Origin of the sequence: Nocardia sp. NPDC050412, assembly GCF_044458825.1 — a bacterium.
GTDB lineage: Bacteria > Actinomycetota > Actinomycetes > Mycobacteriales > Mycobacteriaceae > Nocardia.
Window position 1 is genome coordinate 129,283 of record NZ_JBITIJ010000017.1, and the last position, 22,231, is coordinate 151,513.

The following is a 22,231-nucleotide window of genomic DNA, read 5'->3' on the forward strand; positions in this document are numbered from 1 at the left end:
GATCCACCGATGTTGGGACCGGCAGCAGCTGATGCGGTGCTGCGTCTGCTGTACAACGCCGCGCAACGGCAGGCGCGGGACAAGTCTGGGGAACCAGCCCAGCGACATAGCGAGTTCCGCGATGAACGGAGGGCGGCGTAGTGGTGAGGTTCGCGTTCTACGGGCGAGTGTCGACCGAGGATCAGCAGGACCCGGAGGCGTCCCGGAATTGGCAGCTGGCGCGGGCGCGGGCGTTGACCGATCGGCACGGCGAGATTGTGGCCGAGTTCTTCGATGTCGGTCAGTCTCGGTCGATTCCCTGGAAACGTCGACCGCAAGCGACGCGGCTGCTGCAGGCGATGCGGGACCCGGATCGTGGTTTCGACGCGGTGGTGATCGGCGAGCCGCAGCGAGCGTTCTACGGCAACCAGTACGGCCTGACCTTCCCGGTCCTCACCCACTACGGACTGCAGTTGTGGGTACCTGAGGTCGGCGGTGCGGTCGATCCGGACTCTGAGGCCCACGACTTGGTGATGTCGGTGTTCGGGGGTATGAGCAAGGGCGAGCGCAACCGGATCAAGATACGGGTTCGTGCGGCGATGGCCTCCCAAGCCAGTGTCGAGGGCCGCTTCCTGGGCGGGCGGCCTCCGTATGGGTACCGGTTGGCCGACGCGGGGCCGCATCCGAATCCGGCCAAGGCCGCCGACGGGAAGCGGTTGCATCGGTTGGAATCCGATCCTGTGACCGCACCGGTCGTGCAACGGATCTTTGCCGAATATCTCGGTGGCCGAGGGATTTTCGCGATCGCGGAGGCGCTGACCCGCGACGATGTCCCCTCGCCGTCGGCCTACGACCCCGGACGAAACCGACACCGCCCCGGGGTGGCGTGGTCCAAGGGCGCGATTCGGGTGATCCTGTCCAACCCTCGCTACACCGGGCGGCAGGTGTGGAACAAGCAACGCAAAGACGAAATCCTCATCGATGTTGAGGACATCGCTTTGGGGCATGAGACCCGGATGCGATGGAATGACCGTGACCAGTGGGTCTTCTCTGATCACTTGGTGCACGACCCGATCATCGACCCAGACACGTTCGAACGCGCCCAGCAGGTCTTGGCCGCGAAGGGAGCCGGCCGGGGGACGCGGGAACGGCACCGCACCCATCACACCTATATGTTTCGCGGTCGGCTGCGGTGTGGGCTGTGCCAGCGGCGGATGCAAGGCCAGCGAAGCCGGGAAATGCTGCTCTATCGATGCCGGTATCCCAACGAGTACGCCCTGGCGAACAAAGTCGTCCATCCCCGCAACGTGTATCTGGCCGAACGGGATCTACTGGGCCCACTCGATGATTGGCTGGGCACCTGCTTCGCCCCGCACCGAGTTGCCGAGACCATAGAAACTCTCTACCGGGCCCAACCCGACCATGACCTCGACCCGTCAGCGGCGGCCGTCGCACAGGCGATCGAGGATTGTGACCGGATCCTGGCCCGACACCGGGCAGCCTTGGAAGCCGGTGCCGACCCGCATCTAGTGGCGCAGTGGATGGCCGAGGTGCAAGCCCGCCGCGCCGAAGCCCTCGCCCGTTCGCGGCCGATCACAAGGCAACGGCGAATGACCAGCGAGGAGATCCGCAATCTCATCAAGGAACTCGGAGATATCCGGCGAGTGTTGTCCGGGGCGGATCCGCTGGACAAAGCCGAGGTCTACCGGCACCTCAACCTGCAGATGACCTACCACCCCGCCAAACGACTCGTGCGGGTCGAGACATCTCTCGACCCGCACAGTTGGGGTTATGGTAAGTGTCCGGAGGGGGACCAGGACACTCGAAATGTGGTATTTATGCACACTTTTCGTGTACATGCGATCACCATACCCCTTTTTCGTGTCCCTTCTCTTCGTGGGCCTGCAGCGCCGTCGAAGTGCGTTCGATACGGGCAAGTGGATGCGGTTGCCCGGTGACTGCGACCAGCGCCTGGGCGCATTCGACCAGGGATGCCTTCGTGTAGATCGGTGTCGCAGTCGTGCCCGGGTCTCGGTGGGCCGCATACCGGCGTGCAACCGCTTCCCCGAACTCTCGCTCGACGAAAGTCAAGGTGGTATGCCGAAGCCAGTGCACTGTCACACCTTTCGCGTCAGCCCAGGGCAGATACCGGCGGAACCGGCCGTGGAGGTTGTCGTAGCGTCGACCGGTGATCGGGTTCCCGCTGCGGGTTCGCAGCACTCGGTGTTCGGCTTTCGCGGAACTTCCGCCCCGGGTCTCGACATGCTCGACGAGTCTGCGCATGAGCAGGGGAGTCACAGGATGCCACGCGTCCACGCCGCCTTTGTGATGCAGCAGGACGGTGCAATCGCCTGCGCTCAACTCGTCCAGACGCAGTTTGAGCGCGGCTTCACGGCGGCATGCCGTCTCGATGTGCAGGCGCACGATCAGAGCGTCCAACTCGACATCGTTGCCCGTTTCAGAGGCAACGCGCCCCAGATCGGAAACCTGCTCTGGGGTCAAAGCGTGACGGCTGCTTTCCAGCTTCCGGGGCATCGGGACCTTGGCCGCGGGGTTGTCCGCCGGAGCGATCAAGCTGTCCATCTCGGCGAAGCGGTACAAACACCGCACCGCGTGCAGGAAGTTCCTGGCCGCGCCCGTACCTCCCCGCCAATTCGACCTGACCACGGCGTTGGCCTTGTGCCGATTCATCAGATGAAGGATCTCGGTGGGCGTCGGCTCGCTCAAACGCCGGTGACCCCACTCGACCACGAGAATTCGCCAGTAAGTTGTGTAGCTCTCCCGCTGCAACACCGACACAGCGCACGACACCCGAGGAACGAACTCACCGAATGTCGGCACCTCGATACCCGCCGCTCTGACATTCTTTCCTACGACCGTCAAGCCCAGCCGCGAGATCGCCTGCAGCAGCTCGGCCACCTCGGCGTCTTTCATCGCCCTTGCTGCCACAAGTCCGGGAAATATGCCCACAGCGCCGCCGTCAACATCCGCGGCGGGTACACCACGAGCACTTCATCGGCGAGGGACACCGCTATCAACACCCGATCACCCGCATACAGCCGACACTTGTTGCGGATATCGGATGGAAGTATCAGAAACCTGCGTTGGTGGAGCGGCTGGCCATCACGTGAACGCCGAACCTTCACCACGCTGCGCTCTACGTCCATCGAAAGCGGTTGCCCTGGAGCCCAACCCAGCACCCTTACTGCAGATCTGGCAGCGAGCCGGCCCCGGTTGTCGATGGTCGTGACCGAACAGTAGAGGGTTGCGATCGGTGCCTCGTCCAGGACTGTCGGGAACGCGAAGTCCGCCAGCGCTTTCGACGGCGCCGGACGGGCAGCGACGGTTTGGTACAACCCTTCGAACAACCCGGTGATCGGCTCGCGTTGCAGATCGCTCGGGGACCAGCTTGGACCCGGCATGTCTTGCGGGCCATCGTCACTCGCAGACAGCCGCTCAGTCACTGACCGGCTCCAGCCATGACCGCGGTGATCACACCACTGAAGATCGAGAGATTCAACCTTTGCCCAGCCTGCCAACCCACCCGCGCGAAGCTGTGAGGTCTCGGCACTCGCAGTCTGCCGTTTCTCGCCGCATCCGCAGCACATCGTCCCGTAATCGGCGGGGTTTGGCTGTAACGGAGCAGAGGACTGACCCGCAATCCGCACCTGGGTTGAATCTTTGGGAGGACGGCGGCGAAAAGCCAGAAGTCAAACATCGAAGACATGGGGCACTTCTTTCGCGCCCTGTCCACTGATTCTCCCAACATCCATAAAAGCCGATCCTGGCAGTTTGCGCCACAACTGGTGTGCGCGGTCCCTGCCAGCGTCGGTCGTGCGACACTCCACCGACGGTCGGGAGTGCTGGCCTAGGTACAGGTACCGCGATGAAACCGTGGCTGTGGAAGTGTTTAACCCGGTCGTCGGAGGACGCGTTGGCCGCTACCTTCCGGCGTGTCTTAGCGTGGCACGCCAACGACCTCCTGCCACCAAGCAAGTCCGCATCCTCGTCCGATTCTCGTTGGGGTCCAAGTCGGGAGGGGGAGCTGACCCACATCCCCAACCTCGCATTCGTCGCCGACCTGCAGTTATCCTGAGCATTCTCGGAGCGACTGCCAGGGGCGCGGGGTTGCGCCTTCGGCGGGGCGTGTCGAACATGGGAATGGGGGACGACCTGCGGTTTTCGGGTGGGCGGCTGGTTACCGAAGCGAATTACCAGCTGTAGTGACGGGTGGTGCCTGTCATCACTTCTCTGGGGATCTTCCGGGCGGCGACTGCCGATTCGGGAGAGTATTTGCAGCTCAGTGGCTTTCGCGCAGACTGTAGCAGATCATGACACGTGTGGTGCTGCAGTCGCTGGCCAGATCGAGGTCAGGCGGGGCGTGGTGCGTACATGATGATCGCGACGCCGACCTGGCAGATCACGGCGCCGGTGAGGTCCCAGCGGTCGGGAGTCGTCCAAGGCCAAGATCGTATTACCTCAGAACTGTAGGGCTCCCCAAACCCAGCCGCCGCCACCGGGCACAACCGCGCAGCCAGATCGGAAAGGTCTTGGCGGGCATCGACGGAAGTGTGCGATGGCGTGTGCACGCCTGGGATCGCGTTCGGTGCCGCTTGCGGAGCCTGGGCTGTGTTTTCGGTGATTGCTCGGTCGGTGTGCTGTGCGGGGGAGTCGTCCACAACGTGGCCGGTAGCGTACGGATGCTCGTCGCCGTGAGTGGAGTGGGCGAGGGCCAACAGTGCGACGGTGGATTGCGCCATCGACCCTTCGATGATCAACGGCCACAACCACGCCTCGCTGTGCGGGACGACGGGCGTGATCACCGTCGATCACCCCCGCCAGCAAACATCCCCGAGGGTGCCGGAGCTGATGAATTCCGATTCAGTACCATTGTCGCGGAGGAGATTTCGTCACTGAGCCTGGGAATCGCCTCATGCTTCAGCATCCACTCCGATGTGCGTCCGCCCTACCTGGTCGAGTTCGGCACCGAGGAACAGAAACGGCGATGGCTGCCAGGAATGGCCGCGGGGGAGCTGATCTGCGGTATCGGCATGACCGCGGTTCGAGATCATGCCGTGCGAGGCAGCTGCGCCCGGGCGAGCGTCTGGGAGGCGGATGCGCAGACGCGGCGCAGTGCGTGCTCCAGTCGGCGGCTGTCGAACCGGCCATGTCGTCCGGCTACGGAGAGAGCGGCGATCGCGCGGCCCCGGGAGTCGAAAACCGGTGCGGCCAAGCACACCAGCCCGAGGCGGCTTTCCTGATCGTCGTCGGCGATGCCGTTGGCGCGGATGGTCGCGAGCTCGTCCGCGAGGCGATCCGGATCGGTACGGGTATGCGAAGTGAGGGCTGGGAGCCCTCCTGCGATAACCCTGGCGGCGGTGTGGGAATCGTACGCGAGCAAGATCTTCCCGACAGCGGTCGCGTGCGCGGGGAGCCGCCCGCCGATTCGCGAGGGAGCCGGGATCGTGCGATGTCCGTACAGCTTGGCCAGGTATACGACGTCGGTGTCGTGCAGGGCCGCCAGATGCACTGTGTGACGGGTCATCTCGTACAGGTCGGTCAGGAACGGCAGCAGCAGGTCCCGGACGCGCTCATGCTCGGGCGAGTACACCGCCTGGCCCAGCTGATGCAGCCGAGCTCCGAGCCGGTAGCCGGTGCCGATACGTTCGACCACGCCGTTTCGCTCGAGCATCCCGAGCACCCGGAAGGCCGTCGATTTGGAAAGATCTGCGCGCCGGGCGAGCTCACTGACACCGACACCGGTGCTGGCCTGGTCTCCGAAGGCGACCAGCAGGCTGATGGCCTTGTCGACGGCGGCGCGATCGTCGCGGACCGGATCGGCAAAGGACGTGGTCATTGTGAGTTCCTCCGGCTAACGGCTGGTGTCCAATCTGATACACCGCCTCGGCACTTATATATGACAATCATGCAAACTGGCGGACCGTTCGTCAATAATGACGACTGGCATATTAAAAGTGACGATCTGTACGTGATCAGGTGTCCGACCACACATTCAGCCCAGTGCGGCACGTGAGATGCTCGGATGTATGACCACTTCGGAATCTTCGCCGAGCGCCCGCCGCATGCGATCCGACGCGGCACGAAATCACGCCAAGATACTCGCCGCGGGGGACCGCCTGCTCTCCGAACGTGGATTGGATGTCACGCTCGACGATGTGGCCGCCGCCGCGGAGGTCGGAGTGGGGACTGTGTACCGGCGGTTCGCGAACAAATCCGAGTTGATCGCCGAGATCACCGGCGGATACGTCACTCGATTGGAGGAGGCTGCCGCGGCGGCCGACCGGAATCCGGATCCATGGTCGGGGTTGGCGGGCCTGCTCGAGCGAACCTGTGAGCTCGTGGCAGGAAACCGGGGACTGGCCGCTGCCATGAGCGAATCGGCCGACGGCGCAAGGACCTTCGCGCGCTTCGAAGCGGCCGTCGCACCGGTTCTGGAGAACTTGGTGGACCGGGCCCGGGCCGACGGTGCAGTGCGAGCGGATCTCGCCCCGGCCGATGTTCTGGCATCGATCACGATGGTGCACTCCGTCGCGGCCTTCACCGGGGCTGTGCGGCCGGGCAACTGGCGGCGCTATCTGGCGTTGCTGTTGGATGGAATGCGGTACCCGGCCGCTCCGGCTGTTGAGCCCGCACTCACGATGGCGGAGATCCGGAGCGCGCGGGCGATCGCGGCGGCGCGGGACCGTCGCTGAATCAGAGGCAAGGACAACCCGGTTCATCAAGAGTGACGGCGGTTGCCGGGATCGCGCTCAGGGTGCGGTCGCGGGTACGTTTCGGTTCGAACGCGGCTGCTCGCTTGTGGAATCCGGTACCACGGTCACCCGGCCGATTCGTGATCGGCGATTGGCCATCTGCTATCGCACACACTCTCAGCCGGCCCCTACTGGAAGTTGACCGTCTGTTCGTCAACAATGACGACATGTACATCAAAAGTGACGGCAAGATCGACGAGAACGAGCTGGTGGCTCGGAACGTCCGTCGGTATCGCCGTGAGCGGGCCATGTCCATCGGCGAACTAGCCCGTCGTTCCGGGTTGTCGAAACAGACCCTGTCCAAGATCGAACAGGGAGTCGGCAATCCCACCGTGGAGACGCTGGCGTTACTGGGCGCCGCGCTGGATGTGTCGGTGCGTCGACTGCTGACCGAATGGGGTACCCCCGTCTATGTCCAGCGAGCGAGTGAAGCGGAATGGTTCGAGTCGATGAACCGGTCCGAGCGCATGCTCGACGAGACCTACGGTTCGGGCTATGTGCGGACGCTCGTGCTGCGGCTGGAGCGGGACAGGCAGCAATCGACCACAATCGAGCCGCACGCCCCTGGCACCCTGCATCACCTCTATGTGATCACCGGCAAATTGCGCACTGGGCCTATCAGCGACTCGGTCGACTTGGTCGCTGGTGATTTCGTTCGGTTTCCGGGTGATGTGCCGCACTGCTATGTCTGCCTGACTGACCGCGTGGTCGCTCACATGGTGACGACGTATCCACAAGTGCGTCAGTTCGGTCCCACGGTGCACGAGGGCTCGCACCGGCCGGGGGTTCCGATGACCGTGCCGGACTGACCAGGCCGGTGCGCGGACCCTGGTAGCAGCAATGCGAACATCGCCAGGACGATCATCAGCAGGCTCGTGACCAAAGCGAGCCAGCAGTATCGCTCTGCGGCGTGTCCGTCCACTGGACGCCGGGCTCGCGGGCGGGAGCGAATCACGTGCCCGGCACGTGGTCGAGGTCCATGTCGACGGCGGTGACCCAATCTGGTTCCGCAACCAGCACACGGAGTTCGATGTCGGGCAGGTCGACGTCGACGACGTAGCGGAATCCTGCTGCCCGCGCGTATTCCAGGGTGCTCGGATCGTCGGTTGGCACCGCGAAAATGACCTTGCGGCACTGGGAATCCGCGGCCTGGACGGCGGAGGTGAGCACTCGGAGCATGTCCATCTTCTCTTGCGGGTCACCGTCGCTGATCCGGATCTCGAGGTCGTGAGATCCGACCGGATAGGCGTTGCGTAGTCGCCCCGCCACGCAACGTTCCAGCTCGACAGACGCGCGGAAGTCGGGCGTGCGGCAGATTTCGGCGAGAAGAATTGTACGCGAGCGGTCTTGGATGGCGAACGTCCACGGATCCGGCAATTCCAGGATTGGAACGGGGGGCGTGGTCATGGTCGCACTTCCTTGTCGATCAGATGCCGGATCCTGACCTTGTCGAGCTTTCCGGAGGCGTTGCGCGGCACGGTTTCGACAACATGCAACCGCCGAGGAAGTTTGTACCGTGCGAGTTTCGACGCCGTGTGCTGCCGGACATCCTCGAGCGTGAGCTCGGTCCCCGCCGCGCAGCTGATGACGGCCGTGACGGTCTCACCCCACTGATCATCGGGTGTGCCGATCACGGCGACATCGAGAATGCCGGGCAGATCGGCCAGCGCTCGTTCGACTTCGGCGGGATAGATGTTCTCGCCGCCGCTGACAATCATGTCCTTGAGCCGGTCGACGATGTAGAGGAAGCCGTCCTCGTCGAGATATCCGATGTCCCCGGAGTGGAACCATCCCTCCCAGTCGAAGGCCGCACCGGTCGCCGCCGGGTTGTTCCAGTACCCCGGTGTGACGTTGGGGCCACGCACCACGACTTCACCGGCACTGCCAGCCGGTACAGGGGTATTCGTTGGGTCGACAACCCTGACCTCGGTGTGGGGCATGGGGATTCCTGCGGAACCGATCTTCGCCTCGGTGAACTCGGCGGGGAGATGGGTTGCGAAGGGCGCGGTTTCGGTCAATCCCCACGCCTGCTGCAACGTGATCCCCTGTGCTGCATAGTGTTCGATGAGAGACGTCGGGACCGGAGCTCCGGCCACCACAATGGTGCGCAGATGGGGGAGCGCTGTGCGAGCCAACTCGGGCACCCGTGCCAGCGCGGCGAGCATGGCTGGAACCGCGAAAAACGAATTGACCTCGAAGTCGATCAGATCGCGAAGAAAAACAACAGGTTCGAAGCCGCGGCGGATCACCAATGTGCCCCCGCGGACCAACGTGCGCAGTGCCAGTGCGTTGAGGCCGCCGATATGGAACAGCGGGGCGGCGGCGTGGGTAACGTCTCCGCGACGGGTGTCGAGACGAGAATCGACGTTGATCCCGTTCCACCATAGATTGCCGTAGGTGAGAATCACGCCTTTGGGGAATCCGGTTGTGCCGGAAGTGAACATGAGGATCGCGGGCTGGTCGAAAACCCGTCGTAGCGGGACTGTCGTCGGCTTTCTCATGGTGGTGAGTAGCGGGCTCCAAGGCTCCCACCCCAGAGGCGAGCCCTCCGCCGGCACTTCGGTGTCGTCGTCGACGAGCAGAAGGAGACGCACAGCGGTTTCATGCCGCACCGCGTCCAACAACTCACGATGACTGGGCTCACAGACCGCGGCGATGGCGCCGCTGCTGCGCAGCACCGCGCCCAACTCCGGCTCGGCGAGACGGAAGTTGACGGGCACGAAGATGGCACCCAATCGGAAGGCGGCGAGCATGGTGATCAGGAACGCGGGACTGTTGAGGCCGAGATAGGCGATCCGGTCTCCGGCGCCCACACCGCGGTCGGCGAGGGCGGCTGCGAGTCGTGCGGCTCGAACGTCGAGCTGCGCGAAGGTGAGATCGCCTCCCGCATACCGGATCGCGAGTTTGCCCGGGTGGTGGTGGGCGGTCACCGCGATCGCGGATGCTGGATTGACATCTACTGTGGCACCGGGACTCACCGGATGCGTCATGGTCATCGAAACTCCTTTGGCTCGCGGCCGGGCGTGTCAGAGGTGGTCGCCGCCGGCTGCGCTGGCGAAACCGCGCACTCGGATGCCACCGTCGACCTCGATTGCCTGGCCGGTGATGGGGCCGCTCTGTTCACGGGACGCGAGCAGCACATAGGAACCGGTGAAGTCACGGGGATCGGTGCTGGAGTCGTGCAGCGGAATGGGGGGCGGCGGCGTATCGGCGGTCCGCTTGGCGAACGACGTCGCTATCGAACGATCGCGCAGGGCAAGGGATTCCGGTCCGCGCAGGTCGGTGTTCATGCCGCCGCAGGCGACGCCGTTGACGCGTACCTTCGGTGCCAGTTCGTAGGCGAGTTCGCGCATCAGACCCAGACAGGCATGCTTGCTCGCCGTGTAGATCGGTCCCCCTCCGGCGACATAGAAAGAGGCGTTGGACAAGGTCATGATGATGCTGCCGCGCGTCTTCACCAGTTCGCGCCAGGCGGCCTCGGCGGCCAGCATGTAGCCCTTGACGTTGATCGCGAACAACTCGTCGAAGGTGGCGGACAGCTCCTCGGCGGTCAGCCTGGTGAGCTGGCGCTGGTAGTCCCAGATACCGGCGTTCGTCACCAGGGTGTCGAGTTTGCCGAATTCGGTCACGGTTTCGCCGACGGCCGCGTGGAGCTGCTCGGAATCGCGGACATCGGCCTGTACGGCGTGCATGCGGGATCGGTCCGGCGAGTTCGCGCATACCTCCTTCAGCCGGTCGAGGTCCCGGCCAACTATCGTGACCGAAGCGCCTTCGGCGACAAAGCGTTCCGCCACGGCGCGACCGATGCCGGAGCCGCCGCCGGTGATGAGTGCGACGTAGCCGTCGAGCCAGCCGCTCATGCCAGATCCGCCAGGAAGTCGCCGACGAGTCGTTCGAATTCGCGTGCGCGTTCCAGCTGTACCCAATGCCCGCAGTCGCCGAAGACATGCAGCTGCACGTTGCGGATGTTCTTGAGCATGATCTGTGCGCCGTCGAGGGTGATCGTCCGGTCATCGCGGCCCCACAGCAGCAGGGTCGGTGCCTTGATCTTGTGCAGTTCGCGCCAGAGCGGATCCATGCCGTGGCGTTTCGCGAAGGCGGCGTTGTATCGGTGGTAGAACTCGATGTGGCTGTCGTCCAGCGACGCCTCGTAGCGGGCCTTGATCACCTCCGCACCGAACTGTTTGTGATCGAAGACCATGGTGCGGATGAAGTTGGCCATCTTCTTCTCGCTGGGCCCGCCGCTGTTGTAGTAGCGGAACATCTCCTTCTGGCCCTCGGTCGGAGTAGGGCCGAACGGCAGCCAGCCGCCGCCGGGGGCCATGAGCACCAGACCGGAGATCCGCTCGGGCTGCGACTGCGCCATGGCGATCGCGGCCGCACCGCCGAGGCTGTTGCCGAGCAGATTGAACCGGTCGATGCCGAGCGAGTCCAGGGTCTGGAAGAGGGCGTCGACGGTGATCTGCGTGATCGAGCGCGCGTCGAGCGCGGCCTCGTCGGGCCGGTAGCTGCCGCCGAATCCAGGCTGGTCGGGCAGGATCACGCGGAAGCGGGTGGCCAGCGCGGCCAGGTTCTGGTGATAGTTGCTGACTCCGGACGCCCCCGGGCCGCCGCCGTGCAGCATGACCAGCACCGGGCCCGATCCCGCCTCGGCGACGGCGATCGGACCGAGCGTGGTCGCGACGGTGTGGTGAGTGAGCTGAACGTCGTTCTGCTGCACGGTGGTATCGAGTTCTGTGGTGGACACGATCGGGTTCCTCCCGTTAGAAGAAGGTGGATATGTTCTTGGCCTGCAGGATGTTCTGGTCCAGCAGGATGGTGCGGCGGGCCACTCGCAGCCCGGCCTCGTCGCGGCGCAGGATGTCGGTACGCCCACCCGCGAAGGTGTTCTCCTCGCGTTCGAGCCGGTTGCGGTAGACGAGGAATGCCGACCGAACGAGCAGGTCGTCGGCGGTGAAGCCCGCGTGCTCATTCGGATCGACGTGGTGCACAACCACATTGGTGATCATGTGTCGGGTGCGCGAGGGCGGGTCCTCGGCCCATGCCATGCCTGAGTCGAAACGGCGGATGCGCCAGGCCAGGCTTTCCTTGGACTCGTCGTAATAGGCGGCCTCACCGCGCGCGGCGATCGACAGGGCCTGCTGCCGTCGTAGCCGGTTGGTGCGGGTGGGCATCCAGTAGTCGAGGTCGTCGGCGAGCAACTCCAGCCAGTCGGTGAACCGGCCGTCGTCGAGCAGCTCTGCCTCGAAGTAGTAGAACTGTTCGACCTCGAAGTGGATATCGCGGTCTGCTCGTTGTCCGGCGAGCGACTGCGCTGTCGTGGTGCTCACGCTGTTATTCCATCCCTTCTTCAGGAGACCGCCGAAGCCGTTGTGCCGCAGAACGGCACATCATCCGCGCAGTAGTGTTCGAAGCCCGACCGACGAGTCCGCGAGCCGGTCCGGATCCACGGCGATTCCGCGATCGATGAGGCGGCGCGCCGCACGGACCGCCGCGGAATCGTCGACACCGACCGCACCGACGATCCGGTCACCGACCAGGCCGAAGGCAGCGAAAGCGGGATCGCCGAGTGCGCCGCGCAGTACGGTGCGCTCGGCTCCGCCCAGCGCGCCGACAACCTCGATGTGCCGGTGGTGGCGGTCGGTCCAGAACCATGAGGCACTGTCGGCCGGCGCGGCGATGCCGAGGATGGTCGCCGCGGCGCGCTGACCGTCACGCTGTGCGGCTTCCCAATGCTCGGTGCGTGGCGACAGGTCCCCGTCGCGGCGGGTGCGGGCGGGGTCGCCGACCGCGAGCACTGCGGGATTGGAGGTGGTCTGCGTGTGGTCGACGACGATGCCCCGGTCGACGTCGAGTCCGGCGGCCTCTGCGAGCCTGGTCTCGGGTGCCATACCTACACCGAGGACGACCACGTCGAAGTTGTCGGTCCGGTCGGTTCCGGTCAGCAGTGCCTCGATGCCGGAAGCGTTGTCGCGCAATGTCTGCACACCGGCACGTATGGTGCGGATACCGCGGGCGCTGTGCTGCTCATGCATCCATTGGGCGATCTCGGCGCCGACGGCTACCGTCAACGGCGGGCGGACCGGGTCTACGAGTGTGACCTCGCATCCGAGATCGACTGCGGTGGAGGCGACTTCGGCCCCGATCAAACCCGCGCCGACAACCAGCACCCGGGCGCCGGGCGTCAACGCGGCTCGCAGCCGCGTCGCGTCGTCGGCTGTGCGCAGCACGTGTACCCGGGTGCTGGTGCTGTCTGGAATCGGGGGACGAGCGGCACTGCCGCCGGTGGCGAGCACGACCCGGTCGGCGGTGATCGCCGTGCCGTCGAACAGCTCCACCTCACCGGTGGAAGTGTGCAATGCGGTGACCTTGCTTGCTGGAATTAGTCGAATCTTGTTGTCGTCATACCACTGCGGCGTTTGCAATGCGATCTCGGTGAGCTGTTTGGCGCCGCTGAGGAAGTCCTTGGACAGCGGCGGCCGGTCATAGGGAAACTCACCGGTGTCCACGATAGTGACGTCGCCGACGAATCCCCCCGTGCGGAGTGAGGCGGCGGTACTGACACCCGCGATGCCGCCGCCGACGATCACGACGCTGCCGATCATGGCGCCTCGTTGGGGAACAGGTAGACCTCGCCGTCGCGGACTTCGACGCGGTGCGGACGCGCATCCCGGGTAGCTGGGAGGCATTGCACCTCGCCGCTTTTCAGACAGAACTTGCTCGAATGCATTGGGCATTCCACGAATCCGCCCTCCACCCAGCCTTCGGCGAGGGACGCGATCTCGTGCGGGCAGGTGTCATCGAGGGCGTAGACGCTGCCATCGTCGTCGCGCAGGAGCGCGACGTCGTCGTCGGTGCCGGTGACGGCCTTGCCGATCGCGATACCCTCGCCCACCGGGATCTCGTCCAATGCCGCGACGCGGATTCCATTGCTGCTCATCGGGTTTCCTTCTCGTGCCAGGCCGGGGTGTTCATCAGGTCGCGCCAGCGGCCGTAGAAGGCCCGGCCAGCCGCGTCGCTGTACAGTTCGCTGGTGGTGCCGGGGTGGCGGCCATCCTCTCGCTCGGAGCCGATCCCCATCTGGTAGTTCAGGGGCACCGAGTTGGTGATGAAGCCGTGCGAGATCGCCTGCACCTCGCTCCAGTTCTCACCGTCGTCCTGCTCGAAGATGCCGCTGGGGCCGAAGGTTCGCAGGTTGTACAGCCGCTGTGCCTCACGCACTTCCGGCGGCATCGACTTGTCGACCACCGTCCAGGACCACACCTCCATCCGGTCGGGCCCCTTGGGATGCCAGACGCGGATGGTGCCGATCACCGGCAGGTAGGAGAAGTTCGGGAAGACCGTGGCATGGCCATCGGTGAGCGGTCCCTCCACCCGGGCCTCGCCGAGACGCTCGCGCAGCGCGTCATAGTCGATCCACTCGTGGACCTTCTGGGCGTTGAACCGGTTCTTCGCATGCACCGGGAAACCCGCGCCGTGCCCGTTCGGATCGAGGAACTGACGACCCGTGCGGTGCACGATCTCGTTCTTGGGATTCTTGGTGGGGGACAACACCATCAGCGCCGAGGCGTGGCTCATGTTGACGTGGTACCAGTCGGTGGCGAACTGCTCGGCTGCCAGCTTCCAGTTGCCCTCCAACACCCATTTGTGCACGCCGCCGACGATCACGGTGCCTTCGTCGTCGTGGTCCAGCATGGCGTCGAGATACCAGGCCATATCGCCGAGATAGTCACGCAGCGGCGAGGGCTGGGGATTCCAGGTGCCGAAGATCAGCCCGCGGTAGGTCTCTACGTGCGGCACCTCGACCAGGCCCCAGTCCTTGGTGTCGAACGATTCCGGATAGCCGTCCTTGTTCGGGATCGAGACGAGCTTGCCGTCGAGATCGTAGGCCCAGCCGTGATAGGTGCAGGTGAAGTTGCGGGTCGCCCCTTCATCGGCGCGGCAGACACGGGCACCGCGGTGGCGGCAGGAATTCAGGTAGGCGCGGATGCGCCGGTCCTTGTCCATCGTGACGATGACCGGGTCCTCGCCCATGTAGGTGGTGAAGAAATCGCCCGGTTTGTGGAACTGGTCGATGTGCGCGAGGAACAGCCAGTTCGGAGCGAAGACGCGCCTCAGCTCCTGCCGGTACAACTGCTCGTCGGTGAATATGGCCCGATCCAGCAGGCCGGTGTCGCTGTCGACCAGCCCCGAGACATCGATGTTGCGGACCAGCGCGGCCGGGCGGCGCAATGCGCCACACGGTGTGGCACATGCGGCTTCGCGGCCGGTGGCGGGTTCGATGGTGGAGGTCATGTGTACCAGGGAAGCGGTCGGGCCGGGCCGATCTCCACCGCACGTTCCGCAGGGCGGCACATGCGTCCGGGCACGATAGCCGTGATGTCGGATCCTCCCACCTCGTTCCATTGGACGGCACGCGCGCTATGAAGCGACGGGCCTCGCACGCGACCGTGGCTGGCATGCTCGCAGCACAGGCAATCGCACAGAGTGCTACCGATCCGCTCTCAGGATTGGTAGTGCGCGATATTCCCGTCCCGATCCCGAAGCCCGGGTGGACGCTCGTCCGCGTGGTGGCGACATCGCTGAACATGCACGATCTGTGGACACTGCGCGGTGTCGGCCATCCACCCGAACGGCTGCCCATCATCCTCGGCTGTGATGCGGCGGGTTACGACGCCGCCGGTAACGAAGTGATCGTCCACCCCGTGATCGCTGATCCGGACGCGGGCGATGGCGACGAAACGCTGGACCCGAACCGGGCGTTGATGTCGGAACTTCACGACGGCACGTTCGCCGAATTCCTCACCGTTCCGACACGCAACCTCGTGCCGAAGCCGACGTGGCTGTCCTTCGAGGAGGCGGCTTGTCTGCCCGTCGCGTGGACGACCGCATACCGGATGTTGTTCACCAAGGCGGGCATTCGCGCGGGGGACCGGGTGCTCGTGCAGGGCGCCGGCGGGGGAGTCGCCTCTGCTGCAATCAAACTCGCCGTCGGTGCGGGTGCCGTGGTCTACGCGACCAGCCGCAGCGCCGCGAAGCGGCGCGAGGCTCTGGCGTGGGGTGCACACGTGGCTGTCCCGAGCGGTGAGCGGCTGCCCGAAAAGGTCGACGTTGTCATCGAGACCGTTGGCGCGGCGACGTGGGAGCACTCGTTGCGCTCATTGCGGCCCGGCGGAGCGGTCGTCGTTGCCGGGGCGACCAGCGGTGCCCAGCCGCCGGCCGATCTCGCACGGATCTTCTATCTGCAGCAGCGCATTCTCGGTTCCACGGGCTGCACCCGAGGTGAATTGGTATCCATGCTGCGCATGATGGAGTCCACCGGCGTGCGCCCCGTCATCGATCGGACGTTCCCGCTCACCGATATTCACAAGGGCTTCCAGCTCATGATCGACGGCGAGCTCACCGGCAAGGTCGTCATCAATCCTCCCGCTACGGCACATTGACCGCCCGGCACTACTCACCTCCGAGGTACCACTCATGACCGCAGCAGCTGTGGGGCTGTCCCATTCGCCACTCATCGGCAAGAACGACCCCGAGCCGGATGTACTCGCCCGCGTCGGCGAGGCCGTCACGGCCGCAAGAGAATTCATCCAGGCATTCGATCCGGAACTTGTGGTGCTCTTCGCGCCCGACCATTACAACGGCTTCTTCTACAAGGAGATGCCGCCGTTCTGCCTGGCCACCGAGGCACACGCGGTCGGCGATTTCGGCACCACCGCCGGGCCGCTGTCAGTGGACTCCGGTGCTGCCAAGCTCATCGCGCGAGGGGTGCTCGATCGGGGCATCGATCTGACCGTGTCGTCGAGAATGACCGTCGACCACGGCTTCGTCCAGCCGTTGGAGATGCTGTTCGGCGGAATCGCCGAGGTGCCGGTCGTACCGGTGTTCGTCAACGGGGTGGCGACGCCGCTGGGTCCGGTGCACCGGATCCGGGCCCTGGGCACCGCCATCGGCGACACGGCCAACGAGCTCGACCTCCGGGTGCTATACCTGGCCTCCGGTGGGCTTTCCCATGATCCGCCCGTGCCGGTGCTGGATGGCGCACCACCGCGCGTGGCCGACGCACTCATCGAAGGCCATCCGCCCACGCCGGTCCAGCGTGCCAAGGGCGAGGAACGAGTCGTGCAGGCTGGCCGTGACTACGTCGCCGGAACCTCGACGATGATCCCGATCAATCCGGATTGGGACAATCACCTGCTCGACGTGCTCCAAACCGGCGCCCTCGCGGAACTCGACGACTGGACCGTGGAGGGTATGGCAGAGCACGGTGGCGGCTCCGCACACGAAGTGCGTACCTGGATCGCGGCGTACGCGGCCCTCGCCGCCGGTGGCGAGTACGAGATGAATCACCGCTTCTACGAGGCGATTCCGGCTTGGATCGCCGGCTTCGCGGTAACGACGGCACGGCGTCGATGAAGTACCCGCACTACAGCGACAACGGCCTGACCGGCGCACCCGCGGTCGTGTTCCTCGGATCGCTGGGCACCACCCTCGAGATGTGGGAACCCCAGCTGCAGGCGTTCGGCCGCCACTACCGGACGATTGCGGTGGACCTGCCCGGCCACGGCCGCACCGCGGTCCCGGATGACCGCTGCACAGTGCGGGGATTCGCGGATCAGGTAGTGACGCTACTGGACGCGCTGGGCGTGGACCGCTTCTCTGTGGTGGGCCTCAGCTTCGGTGGCGCGGTCGCACAGGCTCTGGCAGGAATCTGGCAAGACCGGGTGGTCGGAGCTGTGATCGCGTGTCCCGCACCGAGTTACGACTCCGACTTTTGGCGGTCCCGCGCGCTGTACGTGCGCACACATGGTCTCATCGAGATCGTTCGCCGCACCGCGGATCGGCGCTTCGCGCCGGGTTTCGCCCGGCGCGCACCCGACGTATACACGTCGTCACTGCTGACGCTCTCGACGATGAACCCCGCCGGCTATGCCGCCTGCTGCGAAGCTTTGGCCGCACACAACGCCGCGATATTGCTGCCTCGCATCACCGCGCCGACCCTGGTGCTGGCGGGCGAGCTGGATCGGGTGACGCCTCCGTCGCTGGTGCGCGGAGTCGCCGAGGCGGTGCCAGGCGCGATCCTGCGGACTCTGGTCGGCTGCGGGCATCTCGCAAACGTGGAGGACCCGCAGGAGTTCAACGCCCTCGTCGGGGCACATCTCGAGAATTCGATTCGGCGTTTCGGGCGGGCGTACCGCACAGCGGAACAGCTGACTGGCAGCCCGGGTTTGCCCCGGGCATGATCGGCCCGGCAGCTATCGGAAGGACGTGAAACCACCATGAGCACAACCGAAATCGACGCGAACATCGTCGGATTGGCTGCCGACCGCATCACCGGCGCGATCCGCGAACTGCGGCCGATCCCGCCGGTGCGTGACCTGATCGGCGTAGGCGACATCGCACTCGCCTACGCCGTTCAGGAAGAGCTGATTCGCCGCCGTGAAGCGGCAGGCGGTGTCGTCGTCGGCCGGAAGATCGGACTCACATCTCCCGCGGTGCAACAGCAGCTCGGTGTCGACCAGCCGGACTTCGGCGTGCTGCTCGCCGACATGGACGTCTCCGGTGCGGCCGAGATTCCTTCGCGGAAGCTGCTGCAGCCGAAGGCGGAGGCCGAGGTCGCCTTCGTGCTGAAATCGGATATGGCCGAAGGCGAACTGGACGACGCACAGATCCGCGCCGCGGTGGACTACGCGGTGGCCGCGCTCGAGATCGTGGACTCCCGCATCGCGGACTGGGACATCACCATCAGCGACACCGTGGCCGACAACGCTTCCAGCGGACTGTTCGTGCTGGCCGAGACGCGGCTCAGGTTGGACGAGTTCACCCCGCGCGAAGTGACCATGCGGATGTACGCCGACGACGAGCTCGCGTCCGAGGGGACCGGCGCGGCCTGCCTCGGCGACCCGCTCAACGCCCTGGCCTGGTTGGCTCGCACCGCCCGCGAGTACGGAAACCCCTTGCGTGCCGGGCAGATCATCCTCTCCGGTGCGCTCGGCCCCATGGTTCCCGCCCCGCCCGGCACCCGCATTCGTGCCGACATCGGCCCGCTCGGTTCGGTGTCCGCCACGTTCTCCCCGAAGGAGGGGCAATGACCAAGACCAAGGTGGCCATCATCGGCTCCGGCAATATCGGCACCGATCTGATGATCAAGATCCTGCGCCTGTCCGACGCCCTCGAGATGGGGGCGATGGTCGGCATCGACCCCGAATCGGATGGTCTGGCCCGGGCCAAGCGCCTGAAGGTGCCCGCGACTCATGAGGGGGTCGACGGGCTGACCAGCCTGCCCGGCTTCGACGACATCGAGATCGTGTTCGATGCGACCTCGGCCAAGGCGCACATCGCGAACGCGAAAAAGCTTGCGCCGTACGGCAAGACATTGATCGACCTCACCCCGGCCGCGATCGGCCCGTTCGTGGTGCCGCCTGTCAACCTGGACGAGCACCTCGACGCCGGGGTGAGCAATGTCAACATGGTCACCTGCGGCGGACAGGCGACGATCCCCATGGTCGCGGCAGTCTCCGCTGTCACGCCGGTGCACTATGCGGAAATCGTCGCTTCCATCTCGTCGAAATCCGCCGGGCCCGGCACCCGCGCGAACATCGACGAATTCACCGAAACCACCTCCCACGCCATCGAAACCGTCGGCGGAGCGGCGCGCGGCAAAGCGATTATCATCCTGAATCCAGCCGAACCGCCGCTGATCATGCGTGACACCGTCTTCTGCCTCATCGGCGACGCCGACCACGACGCGATCCGGGCCTCGATCGCTGAAATGGCTGACCGGGTATCCCAATACGTGCCCGGTTACCGGCTCAAGCAGGAAGTCCAGTTCACCCCAATTCCGGCGGACGAGCCGGTCAACACCTTGGTGCCCGCCGGTGCGGGGCCGGTGACCACTCGGGTTTCGGTGTTCCTCGAAGTCGAAGGCGCGGCCCACTACCTGCCCGCCTACGCCGGGAACCTCGACATCATGACCTCCGCGGCGCTGCGCGTCGCGGAGTCCATCGCTCGACGCAAAACAACTGCCGCCGACGCTGATTCGCGTCTCGCCACGGAGGCTGCACGATGACCCGCCAGCTCTACATCCAAGACGTCACCCTCCGTGACGGCATGCATGCCATCCGTCACCGCATCGACCCCGCTGACGTCGGCCCCATCGTGGCGGCGCTGGCCGCCGCAGGCGTCGACGCCATCGAAGTCGCCCACGGTGACGGGCTCGCGGGCGGCTCGGTCAACTACGGCCCCGGCAGCCACACCGACTGGGAATGGATCGAGGCCGCCGCCGCCAACATCGGCGACGCCGTGCTCACCACCCTGCTGCTGCCCGGCATCGGCACCATCGCGGAACTGAAGCGCGCCCACGACCTGGGGGTGCGATCGGTGCGGATCGCCACCCACTGCACCGAGGCCGACATCTCCGCCCAGCACATCGGCACCGCCCGGGAACTCGGCATGGACGTGTCCGGATTCCTGATGATGAGTCATATGGCCGAGCCGAAGGAGCTAGCGGCCCAGGCCAAGCTGATGGAATCGTATGGCGCACAATGCGTCTACGTCACCGACTCCGGTGGCCGACTGACAATGGACGACGTGCGGGAGCGCATCCGGGCCTACCGCGACGTACTCGACGCCGACACCCAGATCGGCATCCACGCCCACGAAAACCTGTCGCTGTCGGTGGCCAACAGCGCCGTTGCCGTGGAAGAGGGTGTCACTCGCGTCGACGCCTCCCTCGCCGGCCAGGGGGCCGGTGCGGGAAACTGCCCGATCGAACCTTTCATCGCGGTCGCGAATATCAAAGGTTGGCAACACAACTGCGATCTCTTCGCCCTGCAGGACGCCGCCGACGACCTCGTGCGCCCGCTCCGTGACCGACCGGTCCAAGTCGACCGCGAAACTCTCACCCTCGGCTACGGCGGTGTGTACTCCTCGTTCCTCCGCCACGCTGAGCTGGCCGCCCAGCGCTATGGCGTCGACGCTCGGACCCTGCTTCTGGAGGTCGGTCGTCGACGGCTCGTCGGCGGCCAGGAAGACATGATCGTCGATATCGCCCTCGATCTCGTCGGTGAAAAGCAGCTCACGCCCGGAAGCTGATTTCCCGACGAACACCGGTGGCCCACCCCGCCACCCCACTCCTGGCCGGGGTGGCCATCGCCACCCTGACCCCTGGCCCCACCCAGGATGAATGCACTGTTCACCTGGGCCTACGACTGCGCAGATCAACGACGAACTCAGGAGAGCCGATATGGCGGAGGCAACCACGGCGCGGCAAGACGTGCGTTTCTTTTCGGGTGACGGCGAATGTCAGGCATGGCTTTACCTGCCGACGGTTGCAACGGTTTTCACACGTGTTCCCATCATCGTCATGGCCCACGGTTTCGGTGGCATCAAAGAGATGGGACTCGACAAATACGCCGAGCGTTTTGTGAAACGGGGCTACGCCTGCCTCGTATTCGACTACCGGCATTTTGGTGCCAGCAGCGGCGAACCACGTGAGCTGATCGACGTGGATCGCGAGCTCGAGGACTACCGAAGTGCGGTCGCCTACGCCAGAACAGTGCCGGAGGCTGATCCCGACCGCGTCGTTTTGTGGGGAACCTCGTTCGCGGGCGGCCACGTCACAGTGACCGCGGCCGACGATCCGCGCATCGCGGCGACGATTGCGCAGTGCCCGTTCACGGACGGCTTCGCAGCGGGTAAGCGGATGCCCTTCTTCACGCTTCTGAGACTCATGGGTCGCGCAGTTCAGGACTGGTGTGCAGCTCGACGGGGCAAGGAGCCCGTGCGAGTCGAAGTGGTCGGGGAGCCCGGAGAAGTCGCGGTGATGACAGCTCCCGACTCGAAGCCTGGTTTCGATTTGCTCATCGCGGATTCCGGCCTGACGAACTGGCGCAGCCAGGTCCCGGCCCGTGTCATGTTCCAAGTGCCCCGGTACATACCCGGCCGCCGCGCCAAAGATGTTCGTACACCGATCCTCTTCTGCATCTGCGATGGCGACAGCGTCACGCCGTCGGGGGAGACCGATCGATACGCCGCCCAGGCAGTTCACGGGGAGGTCCGCCATTACCGGGCAGGGCATTTCGATATCTACGTGGGGGAACCGTTCGAGACAGTGATTCGCGACCAGATCCGCTTTCTTGAGCGGAACGTTCCAGTGGTTGGGTGATACGCGTTTCGTCAAATGACGGAAAACCAAATTGAAAGAGGGTCTGAGTCCTTCGAGAGCCGAAAGCGTTCGAGCGGTGCGTCTCACTTCCAGTGCAGCCACTCCGGCAGCGAGCAATCGATTCGAACAGTCTGGGTGCGTTTCGGTGTTTCCTCTAGCGCAGCGGCCAGGACCCTACCATCGGTCAGACGGATCTCAAGGTCGAAGTGTGATGCAGATGGATAATTTTGGGACGCCCGATCGCGAAGGTCTCTGCAGTTGAGCTCGATCTCGCAGTCCGCGTTCGGGGCGCGGGCTACGACAATTACAGGGA

At 65.1% G+C, this 22,231-nt stretch carries 22 protein-coding genes and 1 pseudogene; 11 read left to right on the top strand and 12 right to left on the bottom strand.

The genetic code is table 11. From position 1 onward, the window contains the following. Positions 1-140: 140 nt before the first annotated feature. Positions 141-1,937 carry a recombinase family protein gene (locus ACIBI6_RS34670; protein ID WP_396959110.1) on the top strand — a complete coding sequence of 599 codons (1,797 nt, stop codon included), beginning with the start codon at positions 141-143 and terminating at the stop codon, positions 1,935-1,937. On the opposite strand, the gene ACIBI6_RS34675 is transcribed toward ACIBI6_RS34670, so the two are convergent. The 3 genes from ACIBI6_RS34675 to ACIBI6_RS34685 all read right to left on the bottom strand — a co-directional run bounded on the left by ACIBI6_RS34675 (position 1,843) and on the right by ACIBI6_RS34685 (position 4,739). After that, complete coding sequence (locus tag ACIBI6_RS34675) at positions 1,843-2,913, bottom strand: tyrosine-type recombinase/integrase (RefSeq protein WP_396959112.1); 1,071 nt, start codon at positions 2,911-2,913, stop codon at positions 1,843-1,845. The genes ACIBI6_RS34670 and ACIBI6_RS34675 overlap by 95 nt on opposite strands. Beyond that, on the bottom strand, positions 2,910-3,443 hold the full coding sequence (locus ACIBI6_RS34680) for a hypothetical protein (protein ID WP_396959114.1): 534 nt from the start codon (positions 3,441-3,443) through the stop codon (positions 2,910-2,912). The genes ACIBI6_RS34675 and ACIBI6_RS34680 overlap by 4 nt, the downstream gene beginning before the upstream one ends. Positions 3,444-4,349: 906 nt before the next feature. Next, positions 4,350-4,739: a hypothetical protein gene (locus ACIBI6_RS34685; RefSeq protein WP_396959116.1), complete on the bottom strand. Its 390-nt coding sequence runs from the start codon at positions 4,737-4,739 to the stop codon at positions 4,350-4,352. Between ACIBI6_RS34685 and ACIBI6_RS34690 the strand changes: the two are divergent. After that, positions 4,680-5,000 (top strand): annotated as a pseudogene (locus ACIBI6_RS34690) (acyl-CoA dehydrogenase family protein); the annotation flags it as partial. The gene ACIBI6_RS34685 and the pseudogene ACIBI6_RS34690 overlap by 60 nt on opposite strands. A 47-nt stretch (positions 5,001-5,047) precedes the next feature. Here the strand turns inward: ACIBI6_RS34690 and ACIBI6_RS34695 are convergent. Then, on the bottom strand, positions 5,048-5,836 hold the full coding sequence (locus ACIBI6_RS34695) for an IclR family transcriptional regulator (RefSeq protein WP_327100392.1): 789 nt from the start codon (positions 5,834-5,836) through the stop codon (positions 5,048-5,050). 190 nt (positions 5,837-6,026) lie between these two features. Between ACIBI6_RS34695 and ACIBI6_RS34700 the strand changes: the two genes are divergently transcribed. Continuing rightward, a complete protein-coding gene (locus tag ACIBI6_RS34700) occupies positions 6,027-6,692 on the top strand; it encodes a helix-turn-helix domain-containing protein (RefSeq protein WP_329407893.1) in 666 nt (221 codons plus the stop codon). Between the two features lie 227 nt (positions 6,693-6,919). After that, on the top strand, positions 6,920-7,561 hold the full coding sequence (locus tag ACIBI6_RS34705) for an XRE family transcriptional regulator (RefSeq protein ID WP_327100390.1): 642 nt from the start codon (positions 6,920-6,922) through the stop codon (positions 7,559-7,561). A 142-nt stretch (positions 7,562-7,703) separates the two neighbouring features. Here ACIBI6_RS34705 and ACIBI6_RS34710 read toward each other — a convergent pair whose 3' ends face one another. The 8 genes from ACIBI6_RS34710 to ACIBI6_RS34745 are packed head-to-tail and all read right to left on the bottom strand — an operon-like array spanning position 7,704 to position 15,047. Next, positions 7,704-8,159, bottom strand: a complete 456-nt coding sequence (locus ACIBI6_RS34710) for a hypothetical protein (protein ID WP_396959119.1) — start codon at positions 8,157-8,159, stop codon at positions 7,704-7,706. Next, positions 8,156-9,748: a long-chain fatty acid--CoA ligase gene (locus ACIBI6_RS34715; protein WP_396959121.1), complete on the bottom strand. Its 1,593-nt coding sequence runs from the start codon at positions 9,746-9,748 to the stop codon at positions 8,156-8,158. The genes ACIBI6_RS34710 and ACIBI6_RS34715 overlap by 4 nt, the downstream gene beginning before the upstream one ends. Before the next feature lie 30 nt (positions 9,749-9,778). Then, positions 9,779-10,612: an SDR family NAD(P)-dependent oxidoreductase gene (locus ACIBI6_RS34720; RefSeq protein WP_327100387.1), complete on the bottom strand. Its 834-nt coding sequence runs from the start codon at positions 10,610-10,612 to the stop codon at positions 9,779-9,781. Beyond that, positions 10,609-11,499, bottom strand: a complete 891-nt coding sequence (locus ACIBI6_RS34725; protein WP_396959124.1) for an alpha/beta fold hydrolase — start codon at positions 11,497-11,499, stop codon at positions 10,609-10,611. Before ACIBI6_RS34725 ends, ACIBI6_RS34720 begins: the two co-directional genes overlap by 4 nt. A gap of 16 nt (positions 11,500-11,515) precedes the next feature. Further along, the gene (locus ACIBI6_RS34730) at positions 11,516-12,082 is read right to left on the bottom strand and encodes a 3-phenylpropionate/cinnamic acid dioxygenase subunit beta (RefSeq protein ID WP_327100386.1); all 567 of its coding nucleotides are present in this window, start codon (positions 12,080-12,082) and stop codon (positions 11,516-11,518) included. Between the two features lie 60 nt (positions 12,083-12,142). Then, positions 12,143-13,357, bottom strand: a complete 1,215-nt coding sequence (locus ACIBI6_RS34735) for an NAD(P)/FAD-dependent oxidoreductase (protein WP_396959126.1) — start codon at positions 13,355-13,357, stop codon at positions 12,143-12,145. Beyond that, the gene (locus ACIBI6_RS34740) at positions 13,354-13,692 is read right to left on the bottom strand and encodes a non-heme iron oxygenase ferredoxin subunit (RefSeq protein WP_327100384.1); all 339 of its coding nucleotides are present in this window, start codon (positions 13,690-13,692) and stop codon (positions 13,354-13,356) included. The genes ACIBI6_RS34735 and ACIBI6_RS34740 overlap by 4 nt, the downstream gene beginning before the upstream one ends. Further along, positions 13,689-15,047: an aromatic ring-hydroxylating dioxygenase subunit alpha gene (locus tag ACIBI6_RS34745; RefSeq protein WP_327100383.1), complete on the bottom strand. Its 1,359-nt coding sequence runs from the start codon at positions 15,045-15,047 to the stop codon at positions 13,689-13,691. The genes ACIBI6_RS34740 and ACIBI6_RS34745 overlap by 4 nt, the downstream gene beginning before the upstream one ends. Positions 15,048-15,211: 164 nt before the next feature. Here ACIBI6_RS34745 and ACIBI6_RS34750 point away from each other — a divergent pair, with 164 nt between their 5' ends. The 7 genes from ACIBI6_RS34750 (at position 15,212) to ACIBI6_RS34780 (ending at position 21,918) form a co-directional block, all read left to right on the top strand. Continuing rightward, positions 15,212-16,195, top strand: coding sequence for a zinc-binding dehydrogenase (locus ACIBI6_RS34750; protein WP_396959128.1), 984 nt, complete (start codon positions 15,212-15,214; stop codon positions 16,193-16,195). Positions 16,196-16,229: 34 nt separating this feature from the next. Then, positions 16,230-17,168 (top strand): 3-carboxyethylcatechol 2,3-dioxygenase, encoded by a 939-nt coding sequence (locus ACIBI6_RS34755; RefSeq protein WP_396959130.1) that lies wholly within the window; start codon positions 16,230-16,232, stop codon positions 17,166-17,168. Beyond that, entirely contained in the window at positions 17,165-17,995 is an 831-nt protein-coding gene (locus ACIBI6_RS34760) for an alpha/beta fold hydrolase (RefSeq protein WP_396959132.1), read from the top strand. The genes ACIBI6_RS34755 and ACIBI6_RS34760 overlap by 4 nt, the downstream gene beginning before the upstream one ends. A gap of 36 nt (positions 17,996-18,031) precedes the next feature. Next, positions 18,032-18,844, top strand: a complete 813-nt coding sequence (locus ACIBI6_RS34765; protein WP_396959134.1) for a 2-keto-4-pentenoate hydratase — start codon at positions 18,032-18,034, stop codon at positions 18,842-18,844. After that, the gene (locus tag ACIBI6_RS34770) at positions 18,841-19,821 is read left to right on the top strand and encodes an acetaldehyde dehydrogenase (acetylating) (RefSeq protein ID WP_396959136.1); all 981 of its coding nucleotides are present in this window, start codon (positions 18,841-18,843) and stop codon (positions 19,819-19,821) included. Before ACIBI6_RS34765 ends, ACIBI6_RS34770 begins: the two co-directional genes overlap by 4 nt. Beyond that, the gene (dmpG, locus tag ACIBI6_RS34775) at positions 19,818-20,846 is read left to right on the top strand and encodes a 4-hydroxy-2-oxovalerate aldolase (protein ID WP_327100377.1); all 1,029 of its coding nucleotides are present in this window, start codon (positions 19,818-19,820) and stop codon (positions 20,844-20,846) included. The genes ACIBI6_RS34770 and dmpG overlap by 4 nt, the downstream gene beginning before the upstream one ends. Before the next feature lie 91 nt (positions 20,847-20,937). After that, complete coding sequence (locus tag ACIBI6_RS34780) at positions 20,938-21,918, top strand: alpha/beta hydrolase (RefSeq protein WP_396959139.1); 981 nt, start codon at positions 20,938-20,940, stop codon at positions 21,916-21,918. Positions 21,919-22,231: the final 313 nt, after the last annotated feature.

Excerpts from the sequence above, each read along its gene's own strand:
- ACIBI6_RS34675 (WP_396959112.1), bottom strand. The coding sequence starts at position 2,913 with ATGAAAGACGCCGAGGTGGCCGAGCTGCTGCAGGCGATCTCGCGGCTG.
- ACIBI6_RS34685 (WP_396959116.1), bottom strand. The coding sequence starts at position 4,739 with ATGGCGCAATCCACCGTCGCACTGTTGGCCCTCGCCCACTCCACTCAC.
- ACIBI6_RS34695 (WP_327100392.1), bottom strand. The coding sequence starts at position 5,836 with ATGACCACGTCCTTTGCCGATCCGGTCCGCGACGATCGCGCCGCCGTC.
- ACIBI6_RS34700 (WP_329407893.1), top strand. The coding sequence starts at position 6,027 with ATGACCACTTCGGAATCTTCGCCGAGCGCCCGCCGCATGCGATCCGAC.
- ACIBI6_RS34705 (WP_327100390.1), top strand. The coding sequence starts at position 6,920 with ATGTACATCAAAAGTGACGGCAAGATCGACGAGAACGAGCTGGTGGCT.
- ACIBI6_RS34710 (WP_396959119.1), bottom strand. The coding sequence starts at position 8,159 with ATGACCACGCCCCCCGTTCCAATCCTGGAATTGCCGGATCCGTGGACG.
- ACIBI6_RS34715 (WP_396959121.1), bottom strand. The coding sequence starts at position 9,748 with ATGACCATGACGCATCCGGTGAGTCCCGGTGCCACAGTAGATGTCAAT.
- ACIBI6_RS34720 (WP_327100387.1), bottom strand. The coding sequence starts at position 10,612 with ATGAGCGGCTGGCTCGACGGCTACGTCGCACTCATCACCGGCGGCGGC.
- ACIBI6_RS34735 (WP_396959126.1), bottom strand. The coding sequence starts at position 13,357 with ATGATCGGCAGCGTCGTGATCGTCGGCGGCGGCATCGCGGGTGTCAGT.
- ACIBI6_RS34740 (WP_327100384.1), bottom strand. The coding sequence starts at position 13,692 with ATGAGCAGCAATGGAATCCGCGTCGCGGCATTGGACGAGATCCCGGTG.
- ACIBI6_RS34745 (WP_327100383.1), bottom strand. The coding sequence starts at position 15,047 with ATGACCTCCACCATCGAACCCGCCACCGGCCGCGAAGCCGCATGTGCC.
- ACIBI6_RS34750 (WP_396959128.1), top strand. The coding sequence starts at position 15,212 with ATGCTCGCAGCACAGGCAATCGCACAGAGTGCTACCGATCCGCTCTCA.
- ACIBI6_RS34755 (WP_396959130.1), top strand. The coding sequence starts at position 16,230 with ATGACCGCAGCAGCTGTGGGGCTGTCCCATTCGCCACTCATCGGCAAG.
- ACIBI6_RS34760 (WP_396959132.1), top strand. The coding sequence starts at position 17,165 with ATGAAGTACCCGCACTACAGCGACAACGGCCTGACCGGCGCACCCGCG.
- ACIBI6_RS34765 (WP_396959134.1), top strand. The coding sequence starts at position 18,032 with ATGAGCACAACCGAAATCGACGCGAACATCGTCGGATTGGCTGCCGAC.
- ACIBI6_RS34770 (WP_396959136.1), top strand. The coding sequence starts at position 18,841 with ATGACCAAGACCAAGGTGGCCATCATCGGCTCCGGCAATATCGGCACC.
- dmpG (WP_327100377.1), top strand. The coding sequence starts at position 19,818 with ATGACCCGCCAGCTCTACATCCAAGACGTCACCCTCCGTGACGGCATG.
- ACIBI6_RS34780 (WP_396959139.1), top strand. The coding sequence starts at position 20,938 with ATGCACTGTTCACCTGGGCCTACGACTGCGCAGATCAACGACGAACTC.